Here is a 12,579-nt window from a genome sequence, read left to right on the forward strand (position 1 = left end):
AATCTTTCTTTGGAATGATGAAAGAGGAGGTAAAGGATATAACCAAAATGTCATGGGATGAAGTGAGGTAAGAAAGCGATGACTACATCGAATATTATAAAAAGGAGAGGGAGCAAGGGAACCTAAAAAAGAAAACGAAGAAACAAGAGAGAAATCATATTTTGTTTGAATAAGAACCTTTTTGGATTGTGGAATTGACAAAGGGTCCACTTTATAATCTTAAATTAGCTAAAACACTTTTTATAATTTTATTCTTCAACACTCATATATGTTAATGGCAATGCTAATAATACTCCACCACCAATTATATTACCTAATGTTACCCAAAATAAATTTTTTATTATTAAGGTCATTGATAATCCACCTAATGCAAAATACCCAACTGAAAAAATACCCATATTAGCTATGCTATGCTCAAATCCAGCAATAACGAATGCAAATACACACCAAAACATCATTATAGATTTACCACTTTCAGATTTTAATCTAATAGTAGATAATACACCTAGACACACAATAAAGTTGCATAAAATTCCTCTTATGAGCAATTCAAATGCTGAAAGAGTAAATTTCGTAGTTACTATACCTCTTATATACTCTTGTATTAAAGAAAGTGACGCTCCACTTTTGACAAATAAAAATGATATAACTATTGCTCCTAAAAGATTTCCTAAGTAGCTTAAACACCATACTTTTAATGCCATCTTTAAAGTACATGTTTTAGTATAAGCCCCTACTGCCATAACCATATTATTACCTGTAAATAACTCACCACCTAAAAAAACAATGAGTGCTAACGCTATTGAGAATGTAGCTGCTACCATTATTCTAGCTAGTTCTGGGTAATTAGGATTCAAAATAGCACCTATTGTATATGATAAAATTATTGCTACTACTAAATAAAATCCTGCTACAATTGCTCTAGTTATATACTTTGTCGGTGCATTTTTAGATAATTCGTATTTATTTCTTGCCGACTTTGAGATAATTTCAACATCACTAATATACATATCTTTTTCCCCTTTACAATTTAATGTATTTTATTTATATAAATTAATTATTATTTTCATATCTATATCATAGCTAAAATAAAAAATTATTAATCTTATGAAATTTACTAAACGTTTTCTAATAAAAAGTTCAAATATTGTATCTACTATATTAAATATCTAAACTTCTTATTAAGAGGATTGGTATATATTAATAGGTGTAGTCAATAGCTTTAAATATTTGTTAAATTATTAACAACTTAATTATATGTTAATTATTTTGTTTCTTCAATGCATAAAATTATATTTTATTAGTTTATTTATTTTTCCATATATTTTTTGTTATATTATTATTTAAGTTATACTTTTTTACTTAAAATCAAATCATCTATTAAATTCATATATTGCTTATAATTTGTATTTTTTATGTTTTTATGATAATAATAACCATAGCCCTAGTAATTTGTTAATATATAATCAAACTTTGTATGCTAAATATCCCTTAAATATACTTTAGACATAAAAATTAAGGATTATATTAAGTTTTATCCTTAATATAATCCTACAACATATCTATTTATTTTTAATATACTTTGTTAAAGCATTACTATATACATAAGAAAAGTTATTTTTAAAAGTCTATATTATCAAAATTTTCTCCTGTTAAGACTAAAATATCACCACCATAAATAATAGTTTTTCCTTTCGGATGTAATATTTTTCCATTACGTTTTATCATAACAACTAATATATCTTCTGGTATATTAGCATCTATAATATTTTTATTAACTAATTTACTTTCTGGTTTTATTTCAAGTTCTACCAATTTAGTGTTCATTTCTTCTTGATAATCATTAAAAGTCTTTAATACTACAGCATCATTATCAACAAGATCTAGTTTTTTAGCTATAGGAGATATTAAAGTTCCTTGTAATGATACAGAAAATAATGCTATGAAAAATACTATATGAAATATATCAAAATTTATCAATGCATCATTCGTTACTGCTAATATAGCAAAAACTATTGACGCTGCCCCTCTAAGTCCTACCCATGAAACAAAAATTTGTTGTTTTATAGGCACTTTAAACCAGCTTAATATTGCAAAAGTTGATATTGGTCTTGCTATAAAAATTAAAAATATAGAAATTAAAAATCCCGGTAAAAACGCTAAATGTATTTGTGATGGAAAAGATAATAATCCTAATATAAAGAATAACATTATCTGCATTAACCAAGATATTCCATCAAAAAATTTAACCAAACTTTTTTTATTTTGTATTTTACTATTACCAATTATTATTCCTGCTATGTAAACACTTAAATAACCATTTCCACCAAGCCATATACTTAAAGAATATGCCAAAATAGCAATGGCCATTACAAAAACAGGATAAAGTCCTTCTATTTCAAAAACAACATTTTTTAAAATCCATGTACTTATTTTAGCTAAAACAACTCCAATTATTATTCCAAATAATACTTGAAATAATAAAAGTTTAAAAATTGATTGTTGTGCTCCAGACATAAAGCTTAATATTATTACAGTAAGCATATATGCTACTGGATCATTACTACCACTTTCAATTTCTAACAAAGATGCTAAGCCATCTTTTAAATTTAAATTTTGAGATCTTAAAATTGAAAATACAGATGCTGCATCTGTTGATGCTACTACTGCTCCAAGTAGAAAACCTTCTAATAAAGAGGATTTAAGAACCCACGTACAAAATATTCCAGTAAGACCTGCTGTTATAATAACTCCTATTGTTGACATTAATGTGGCTTTAGTAACAACTGGTTTTGCTAATTTCCAATTAGTACAAAAACCTCCATAAAACATTATAAAAACTAATCCAAATGATCCAATTTCTTCAGCTATTTTATAATTATCAAATCTTATTCCAACAATTCCTTCGCTTCCAAATATCATTCCTAACACCAAAAATATTAATAATGAGGGTACTCCAAATCGATATAAAACTTTACTAGAAAATACACAAATTATTAATACTAAAGAGGCTAAAATTAATGGTATTGTCATATACTTACACCACTTCCTTTCAATTTAATATAAATGATTGTTATATTAATTTTACAAATTTTTAAATAAAATATATAATATTTTAAAAATTAATCAATTATATAAGGATAAAATTATTATATAATTGATTAAATATACTTTATTTTCTATTTTATATAAACAATCTCATTATATATAGTATAGCATTTATGTACTAATAGGTACAATCTAAAATATTATTAAAATGTTATTAGTGTATAATAAGATTTATATTTAATATTAGAATTATCCTTTAATAGCTATATTTATGCAAAATTATATATAAATATTTTTAAGATTACAATAAAAGAAAGCCATATATCATGATTAAAAATGATATATAGCTTTAAATGTAATTCTATATTTTTAAATTAGTTTAAATAACTTACGTTATAATTATTAATAAAGTTTTTAATAAATTCTAGTATTTTTTCACATCCCGATGTTTTATTAGATTCAGCGTTAATTACTATTTTAGGCTCATGTAAAGAAAGTCTTAATGTAAACCAACCTTCTCCAAATTTTTCATTGAATATAACTTTTATTCCATCGCAATTATCTTCATCAATTTGCATATTATCATTATCAGCAATCACTTTAACAAAATCATATAATATTTTATTAGCATAATTATTAAAATCCTTTTCATTAATTGCTAATTTTATTTCTCTTTCCTCATTTGGTAATTCTAAATCACTTATTAAATCCTCAATAAATTTATTTTCATTTTTTAATTTAGCCATAACAATAAGTATTTTTGATGCAAAATAAGCTGCATCATCTAAAAAATAATTTTCTTTTAATACAACATGACCTGATGTTTCAATAGCTACATAACATTCTTCCCTTTTATTATTTAGTTTCATAGCCTCATTTATAATATTTTTATATCCCTTTTTAACCTTATGATGTTTGCCACCTAATTTTTTTATAAATTTGCTTACTCCATCCGATGTCACTGAATCAGTAACTATAGTAGATCCTTTGTGTTCTTTTAATACAATTGCAGAAATAAGTGCAATTAAAGAGTTTCTATTTATAAATCTACCTTCTCTTCCAACCAAAGCAGCTCTGTCTACATCTGTATCAAAAATAATTCCTAAATCAGCATTGTTATCTATAACTGCATTACTTATTAAATTCATAGAAATATCTGTTTCTGGATTTGGAATGTGATTAGGAAATGTACCATCAGGCTCTATAAATTGACTTCCTGTTGTGTCAGCACCTAATTCTTCTAATATTTTTTCTTTGAAAAATCCTCCTGAACCATTTCCTGCATCTAATATAATTTTCATTCCTGTTAAAGGCTTATTGTAATTTTCTGAAGAATTAATTTCTTTTCTTATTTTTTCTACTAAGAGTTTAGAATAATCATTAATAAGTGGCTTAAAAATAGTCATTCTTCTAGCTTCCATTTCACTTACAAAAACATTTTCTTTATTGTCTTCATATTTTGATGCTATATTTAATACCTCTTTAATTTCTTCTTTATCTAAACATCCATTTTTAGTAAATAGTTTTATGCCATTATAATAATAAGGAAGATGACTTGCAGTTATCATTATAGCTCCATCACATTTATAATCATCCATAATAGTTGTCATATACATTGATGGTGTAGTTGATAATTTGCAATCATATACTGTGACTTTACACGCGACTAATGTGTTGATTATAGTGTGTTTAAATTCATTTCCCGTTATTCTAGAATCTATCCCCACTGAAATTTTTAAATTATTAAGCTTATTTTTATTTTTTAACCATTCATGAAATGCTATTGTTATAATTTTAATTTCTTTATTAGTTAAATTTATAACTTGATCTTCATTAGTTAATACAATTCCTCTAATGTCACTTCCATTTTGTAAGTCATGCAAACAGTTATTGTTCATACCCATCCCCCTATTTAATAATTTATTATAATTTAAATAAACTAATTATCATGTTGAGTAATTTCTTATTCTATTATGATAATATAATATCATAATAAAACCATTTTTATACTTATTTTACTTTTATTTGTTTGAATATTATAGCGTTTTTATTAAGTAATAATTAGTTCTATGTATAAAAAAAAAGCACAAAATAATACTTAAATTATTTCATACTTTCTCTCAATCACTAAAGTAATCATTAAATTTATCTTCTATCAAACTTATGTAAATATATTCAATTTGTAAATTATATCATTTTTACATAAAAAAATAAAGACTATATATTAATTAATATAAATATTAAACAAAATTTTAAAATAAAAATTATTAACTTTCTATACTTAATGATAACTGATTGTGTTTATATTTTATAAATAAAGTAATTCCAATGAATAACGTACAAACTTCTGTAACTGGAACTGTCATCCATATTCCTACGCTTCCAAAAACATGTGAAAGAATAAATAACATGCTTAAAACAATAATTAATGCTCTTGATAAAGATATACTAACTGCGAATTTAGGTTTTTCAACTGAATAAAAGAATGCATCAAATAATAAATTTATTCCCATTATAAGATATGCTAGTCCATATATTTTAATTGCTGATGCAGTCACTTTTATAATTTTTGGATCAGTTACAAATAAAGAGCTTAATTGATAAGAGAAAAATATCGATGCAAAAGTAAATATTACTCCAACTCCCATAGCAAACGTAACTCCTAGTTTGAAAAAGTTAAAAGTTCTTTTATATTCATTAGCTCCATAGTTAATACTAACTAAAGGTTGCATTGCTTGAGCATTTCCCATAAAAATTGAGAAAAATATTAGATTTATATTAGCTATAATTCCATAAGCTGATACTCCAATTTCACCTATCTGGCTTAAAATTACTCTGTTAAAAGCAATAGTAACTACCCCTACTGACATTTCGCTAATAAAACTGCTTACTCCATTCGTTACTATTCTTAAAAAATCATTTAATCTTGGTATAAATCTTTTTAACTTAAGTCCTGATTTTTTACTTAATGAATAAGAAAATGTTATTGTAAAACTCACTACTGTTGAAATAGCTGTAGCTATTGCTGCTCCAAACATACCTAAGTGAAATCCAAAAACAAATAATACATCTAATACAATATTAAGTGAACAACAAGCAATAGTTGCTAACATTGATATATGAGGTGCTTTATCATTTCTTGCAAAAACATTCATAAAAATATCTAAAACAAAAAATGGAGCAAAACTCAAAATTGTTAACATATACTGTTTAGTCATTTTAATTGTATTGTCAGTTGCACCAAGGAAATATGCTATTTTATCAATAAATACAATACCTAAAATACAATAAATAATTCCCATAATTAATGCACTGATAAATCCAAAAGTATACATCTTCCTAGCATTTTCATCTTCGTTTTTACCCTTAAAAATAGAATATATAGTTGCAGAGCCTGTTGCAAAAAGAAATCCTGTTGCATACATCAATGATATCGTTGGAGTACTTACATTCAAAGCAGCTAGTCCAATGCCGCCTAATGCTCTACCAACACACAATGCATCTACAAATACATATCCTGATAGCATAATCATACCAAATATACTTGGTGCTAAGTACTTTAAGTATAATTTACTTTCGCTATCCTTTACTAAATTAAAACTTCTTGCCATTTTTACCATCCTAACTTTTTAATAATATTACTTAAGACCTCAAATATCTTTTTTAGTTTTATCCTTTAGCTAACTAACCATAAAACACCCTCTTAAATAATTTTCTTTATAAAAAAAGTACCTTGGTACAAACTATGTATCCAACATACTATTTTTTAACATCATTTAATTTATACAGGATACTTAACTTTACGTCCTGTTGATGATAACACATTTAATATAAAAGTTATGTACTTTTAAATACACAAGAATTATATTTTATATAATTCATTGGAGCATTGCTTCAAAAGATTTTTTTCATCTAATATAGTTATATTATTTCTAGATGTTTTAATAATATTTTTTTCACGAAGAAGTTTTAAATATTTAGCTGTGTTAGTTCTATTCATACCAATAATTGCAGATAAATCCTTTTGAGATATTCTAATTACACCATCTTTAAATTCTGATGACATTAAACACGAATATAAAAAATTACATATCTTAACTAGTCCATCATTAAAAAGAATATTTGTAGTATCATACATTAATAAATTAACCATTTTTACAAAGCCTTCTAACATAGTTTCATATAGCTCAGGATTGTCTTTAATAATATTTGCAAAGTTATCTTTCTTGAAAGCTAAAACCTCTACATCACATATTGCTAAAAGTAATACTGAATGCTCAAGGCTACAATCAGATGGATAATAAAAAGGTTGTATGGTTCCCTTACCATGAAAAGAAAAATTCTTTTCATTACCACTTGGATGCAACATAGATAATTTCACTGTGCCAGATACAATATAAAATATTGTATTCATACCATCATCTATATCACATAGATATTCTCCCTTTTTGTAATATTTTACTTCATGTTCCTTGCTACGAAATAATTCTTCATATTTTTTAAAATTATTACTGAAATAATATCGTGGAGTATACATAAACTCATCCCCCTTCATAAGATACTATCTATATTATAAAACAAATATAAGACTAACTATATTATTTAATATATTTTGAACAGTTACCAAGTTTACATCATCAGAAATTTTTATTGACATAAAAAATACTCCTCCTTATGATAGATATTTTTATTATTGAGAATTTTGGCAATTGGTAAAATATTAACTTATATATGTATCCAATTTCAGTGAATTTATCACTCACTTATGATATGGTTCTCCGTAACTATCCCAAGTGATATCTTTCCATTTTATTCTTATGTGTATATATTTTACATATAGGAAACATCTACTCATATACATCCGTAGATGAAAGTTCTGCTAACAAAAAGCTAGTTTTTGAGCATCACTTTTGGTATAATTCTAAAGTACAATTTTATAGCTAATTGTGGGCTACTGGTATCACTTACCTCTTTTATGAAGGGAGGTGATACTTAATGAGTAATGACGTTTTAATGTTACTATTTACTGGTGGATTATTTTTATTAGCACTATTAACATTTATAGTGTTACTTATAGATAAAATATCAAAAAAATAGTAGCCCCATCTCGCAATTGGAAAGCTACTATTTTTTATCTAATAAAAACATAGTGATACCAGTTGCCTAAGCAACTAGAATTGTATATTTGGTAGAGTGTTGACGCACTCTACTTTTTTTATTTTCTGCACTTCTTCTTTACACTCACCAGTGTAAGTCCGAATAACCAAATCATAGATTTGGATTCTTACTTATATTATATCAAACTTTTATAAAAAATAAACATAAATAATTTTAATAATTTGTTTAACCTTCTATATATATTTTACATTTATTATTTTTTTTATTAATAATTAGCTCATTATTTAATTGATTTATTATTTTTTTAATATATTATTAATATATTAAAAATCAAAATTACGAGGTGAATATCATGTACAATTATCCTATAAGAAGCAATAATCTTAAGTCATCTGAGATTAGGGATATTTTAAAGTTAACAGAACAACCTTCTGTTATTTCTTTTGCTGGTGAATAATAAATTCTTTTTATCAAAATATTAAATAATTATTAAAGTGTAAATTTATAAATTGAAAATCCCACATAATACTTTATTACATTGTCAGAGTTTTTTTCTCAATTTGTTCTCATTAAAAAGGAGAGAAAGTCAGGCTTTGATTCCTGTTTTTCTCTCCTTTTTTATATAACTTTATTTAAAATCTACAACAATTAAATTTGATTAATTTTAATTATTATTCTACAGTAACAGATTTAGCTAAATTTCTTGGTTTATCTATATCGCAACCTTTAGCTTTAGCTACATAATATGATAATAATTGAAGTGCAGCAACACTCAATACGGGTGCAAACATATCCATAGTTCTTGGAATGTAAATTACTTCATCTAGAACTTCTTCTAATCCTTTAGTTCCTTGATAACAAACTCCAATGACTTTTGCTCCTCTTGCTTTAATTTCTACAATATTACTTACCATTTTTTCTTTTAAAGCTTCTTGAGTTAATAAAGCAATTACATTTGTTCCTTCTTCAATTAATGCTATAGGACCATGTTTTAATTCTCCACCAGCATATGCTTCAGCATGAATATATGATATTTCTTTAAGTTTAAGTGATCCTTCTAATGCAACTGCATAATCAAGACCTCTACCTAAATAAAATACATCTTTTTCTTCATACATTTTTTCAGCTATTGCTTTTATTTTTTCTCTATCTTCTAAAACTAGTTCTACCTTTTCTGGTAAATCTAATAACTCTTCTTTTAATTTTTCTAATCTATCACTCTTTAATCTTCCTAATATTTTGGCAAATGTCATAGCCATCATATACATTCCGATTATTTGAGTTGTATAAGCCTTAGTAGATGCAACTGAAATTTCAGGTCCTGCTAATGTATATAATACATGATCAGCTTCTCTTGATACTGAACTTCCAACTACATTAGTTAATGCTATTATAGTAGCTCCAATATTTTTACTATTTCTTAAAGCTGCTAATGTATCTGCAGTTTCTCCAGATTGACTTATAACAATAACTAAAGATTTATCAGTTACTAATGGATTTCTATATCTGAATTCAGACGCTATATCAACTTCTACTGGGATTTTTGCAAATGATTCAATTAAGTTTTTACCTACAAGTCCAGCATGATATGCAGTACCACAAGCTACTATAAATACTCTATCTGTATTTTCTAAATCTTCTTTAGTTATTTTTAAATCATCTAAAAGCATACTCTTTTCCATTGAAATTCTTCCAGCCATAGTATCTCTTATAGCTCTTGGTTGTTCATGAATTTCTTTTAACATGAAATCTTCAAATCCACCTTTTTCAGCAGCATCTTCACTCCATGTAACATGGTAGATATCCTTTTGTATTTCTTTTCCATCTGTTGAATAAAGCTTAACTCCATCATTTGAAAGAACAGCTATTTCATGATCTTCTAAAAGATATACATCTCTTGTATAGCTTAATACAGCTGGAATATCTGATGCGATGAATGATTCATCTTTTCCTAATCCTACAATTAAAGGACATTCTTTTCTTACTGCTATTAATTTATCTGGCTCGTCTTTACAAACAACACCTAAAGCATAACTTCCTTCAAGTCTCTTAAGTGTTTTAATTATAGCTTCAAATAAATTTCCTTCATAATAATAATCAATTAAATTAGGAATTACTTCTGTATCTGTTTCTGATTTAAAAGTATATCCTTCTCCTTTAAGCCATGTTCTTAATGTTAAGTAATTTTCAATTATTCCATTTTGAACTACAGCAATTGTTTCCTTACTATTTAAATGTGGATGTGAATTAACATCTGATGGAGCTCCATGTGTTGCCCATCTTGTATGTCCTATTCCCATGTTTCCTTCAACAGGATTTTCCTTTATATTATCTGCTAAATTAGCTAATCTTCCTTTGAATTTTCTTACTTCAATTTCTCCATTATTAACAACAGCTACTCCTGCTGAGTCGTAACCTCTGTATTCTAACTTTGATAATCCATTAATTAAAAATGAAGTAGCTTTCCCACTTCCTAAATATCCAACTATTCCGCACATATTAATCTTCCTTTCTTAATTCATAATATTAAAATTACAACCTCTTTTAGATTCCTCTAATTATAAATTTAAAAATAGGCATAATAATACTCATAAATACAAAATCTAAATTAAGAAGGTTTTAACACCTAACTGGATTTGTACTATAAATTGCTTTATAGCTTTGCCAGTTGTTAACGGTAGTGCAAATACCGTGGGGCACCCGCCGAAGTTTCGATACTCCCCAACCTCGTCAACTTAAAATTAATTTCATTTTAGTTATTTGATATTTACTATTAATTATTCTTAATAATAAACAATAACAAAAAATTATTTTAAGTCCTGGCGCTTTAATCTATATTACTAACTAAATTATCCCTCCAATCAACTGATTTCATGCCTATGGATTTATTTTATCATATAATTTGAGTTTGTCTACAATATAATATATATCTTTTTGCATAAAATTCTACAAAATTTAATACTTTTATTCAAAAAAAACACTTATATTTTTTTCTTGCATAAAAATATAAGTGTTTTTTAAATGTACATTAAGTTTTTACTATATATTTAATTTTTTTATTGATAATTTAATACAAATTACACCAATTTAGACTCATTTTCTGAAATATCAATTTACTAAAGCTCCACTACCATCTAATTTATATTTTCCTATCATTGTATTATAAGCCATTTGTCCATTTGAATAACAATAATACCATGTTCCATTATCTAATATCCAACCAACTTTCATTTTTCCATCATTATCAAAGTAATACCAATTCCCATCGTTTTTAAGCCATCCTCTTGCATCTCTTCCACTAAATCTAAAATAGTGCCAATAGCCTTTTTCACTGTACCAATATCCACCATTATAATAACTCGATACATCCTTCTCATTATCATTATTGTAATCTGTAAAAGTCTTTGGAATATTATAATAGTTATAATATGCAGTTGGATACTTAGACTTATTCCAATAAAATCCATTGTTTATCAAAAAATCATCACTGACAAGTAAATATTTATCTCTAATTATATTATCATTATTAGTTATATCTAAATTGTACCAATTTCCATTGATATTAACTAAATTCCAAGCATGTCCTGTCCCATTCATAGTACCACTAACTATTCTAGATTCTATTCCTAATATCTTAAACATTTTATATGCTGTCATAGCATAACCTTGGCAAATAGTTTCTTTTGTTGTTAATGCAGAATATACATTATCAGACTTTATACTATAATCATATTTGTATATCTTAACCAAATAATTATTTATAGCTATAACTTTATCTATTGTGCTCATATTAGGATCTATTAAATTATTTACTATTCTTTTTAATTCGCTATCTATAAAATCTTCTTGAGATTTAGTTGTTCTATATTGTATTGTAAATTTATTTTTTGCTCCATTAATTTTAATATTATATGAAGACACTGATCTTTCTAAGTAATCCTCACTATCTATTGCACTATCTAATACAGATTGAATATTATCACCAAAATAATTAAGAGTAAATTCTGTTTCCCAATCTTTTAAATTATCATAAATTTCATTTTTTAATTTATTAGAATCATAAAACGTTTCTGATGCATAAACATTTATGTTTGTAGAAGCTATTATAATTATTCCTATTAATATTACTTTTAATGTGTTTTTTAATCGGTTCATTCTACTCCCCCTAAATATTTTACTTAATTAATATAAATTAATTAATTGTTATATTGTATTTTTAAATTCTTAAAATACACTCCTATATCCACGAATTTTTACTATAATATCAAAACATTATTAAAATAGAGTGTATTACTAAGATGTATTCATAATTTATTAGTAATTATACTATATATTTCAACTTAATGAAAATTCCAAATTATACATATCTATTTATCAATACAGGAGGTAATATGAAATTGAACTTATAAACAC

8 protein-coding genes are annotated in these 12,579 nt (G+C 25.5%); 1 reads left to right on the forward strand and 7 read right to left on the reverse strand.

What is annotated here, in order from left to right; translation table 11 throughout:
• Nucleotides 1–248 precede the first annotated feature (248 nt).
• The 5 genes from NG904_RS15475 to NG904_RS15495 form a co-directional block, all read right to left on the reverse strand.
• Nucleotides 249–1,010: a formate/nitrite transporter family protein gene (locus NG904_RS15475; RefSeq protein WP_252215172.1), complete on the reverse strand. Its 762-nt coding sequence runs from the start codon at nucleotides 1,008–1,010 to the stop codon at nucleotides 249–251.
• Between the two features lie 610 nt (nucleotides 1,011–1,620).
• Nucleotides 1,621–3,033 carry a potassium/proton antiporter gene (locus tag NG904_RS15480; RefSeq protein ID WP_252232544.1) on the reverse strand — a complete coding sequence of 471 codons (1,413 nt, stop codon included), beginning with the start codon at nucleotides 3,031–3,033 and terminating at the stop codon, nucleotides 1,621–1,623.
• A 389-nt stretch (nucleotides 3,034–3,422) separates the two neighbouring features.
• Complete coding sequence (locus NG904_RS15485) at nucleotides 3,423–4,946, reverse strand: phosphohexomutase domain-containing protein (RefSeq protein WP_252232545.1); 1,524 nt, start codon at nucleotides 4,944–4,946, stop codon at nucleotides 3,423–3,425.
• Between the two features lie 369 nt (nucleotides 4,947–5,315).
• Nucleotides 5,316–6,659, reverse strand: coding sequence for an MATE family efflux transporter (locus NG904_RS15490; protein ID WP_252215164.1), 1,344 nt, complete (start codon nucleotides 6,657–6,659; stop codon nucleotides 5,316–5,318).
• A gap of 251 nt (nucleotides 6,660–6,910) precedes the next feature.
• Entirely contained in the window at nucleotides 6,911–7,585 is a 675-nt protein-coding gene (locus NG904_RS15495) for a Crp/Fnr family transcriptional regulator (protein ID WP_252232546.1), read from the reverse strand.
• A gap of 458 nt (nucleotides 7,586–8,043) precedes the next feature.
• On the opposite strand from NG904_RS15495, the gene NG904_RS15500 reads away from it, so the two are divergent.
• Nucleotides 8,044–8,145 carry a putative holin-like toxin gene (locus NG904_RS15500; RefSeq protein ID WP_017353723.1) on the forward strand — a complete coding sequence of 34 codons (102 nt, stop codon included), beginning with the start codon at nucleotides 8,044–8,046 and terminating at the stop codon, nucleotides 8,143–8,145.
• A gap of 692 nt (nucleotides 8,146–8,837) precedes the next feature.
• Here NG904_RS15500 and glmS read toward each other — a convergent pair.
• Together glmS and NG904_RS15510 are read right to left on the reverse strand one after the other, a co-directional pair.
• Nucleotides 8,838–10,664, reverse strand: coding sequence for a glutamine--fructose-6-phosphate transaminase (isomerizing) (gene glmS, locus NG904_RS15505; RefSeq protein WP_252215158.1), 1,827 nt, complete (start codon nucleotides 10,662–10,664; stop codon nucleotides 8,838–8,840).
• Nucleotides 10,665–11,274: 610 nt separating this feature from the next.
• On the reverse strand, nucleotides 11,275–12,321 hold the full coding sequence (locus tag NG904_RS15510) for a transglutaminase domain-containing protein (protein ID WP_252215156.1): 1,047 nt from the start codon (nucleotides 12,319–12,321) through the stop codon (nucleotides 11,275–11,277).
• Nucleotides 12,322–12,579: the final 258 nt, after the last annotated feature.

The sequence above is a fragment of the Clostridium sp. ZBS15 genome (genome assembly GCF_023845705.1).
GTDB lineage: Bacteria > Bacillota > Clostridia > Clostridiales > Clostridiaceae > Clostridium > Clostridium aquiflavi.

Bases quoted from the DNA above. Each gene is read 5' to 3' on its own strand.
- NG904_RS15495 (WP_252232546.1), bottom strand. From the start codon at position 7,585: ATGTATACTCCACGATATTATTTCAGTAATAATTTTAAAAAATATGAA.
- NG904_RS15475 (WP_252215172.1), bottom strand. From the start codon at position 1,010: ATGTATATTAGTGATGTTGAAATTATCTCAAAGTCGGCAAGAAATAAA.
- glmS (WP_252215158.1), bottom strand. From the start codon at position 10,664: ATGTGCGGAATAGTTGGATATTTAGGAAGTGGGAAAGCTACTTCATTT.
- NG904_RS15480 (WP_252232544.1), bottom strand. From the start codon at position 3,033: ATGACAATACCATTAATTTTAGCCTCTTTAGTATTAATAATTTGTGTA.
- NG904_RS15500 (WP_017353723.1), top strand. From the start codon at position 8,044: ATGAGTAATGACGTTTTAATGTTACTATTTACTGGTGGATTATTTTTA.
- NG904_RS15490 (WP_252215164.1), bottom strand. From the start codon at position 6,659: ATGGCAAGAAGTTTTAATTTAGTAAAGGATAGCGAAAGTAAATTATAC.
- NG904_RS15510 (WP_252215156.1), bottom strand. From the start codon at position 12,321: ATGAACCGATTAAAAAACACATTAAAAGTAATATTAATAGGAATAATT.
- NG904_RS15485 (WP_252232545.1), bottom strand. From the start codon at position 4,946: ATGAACAATAACTGTTTGCATGACTTACAAAATGGAAGTGACATTAGA.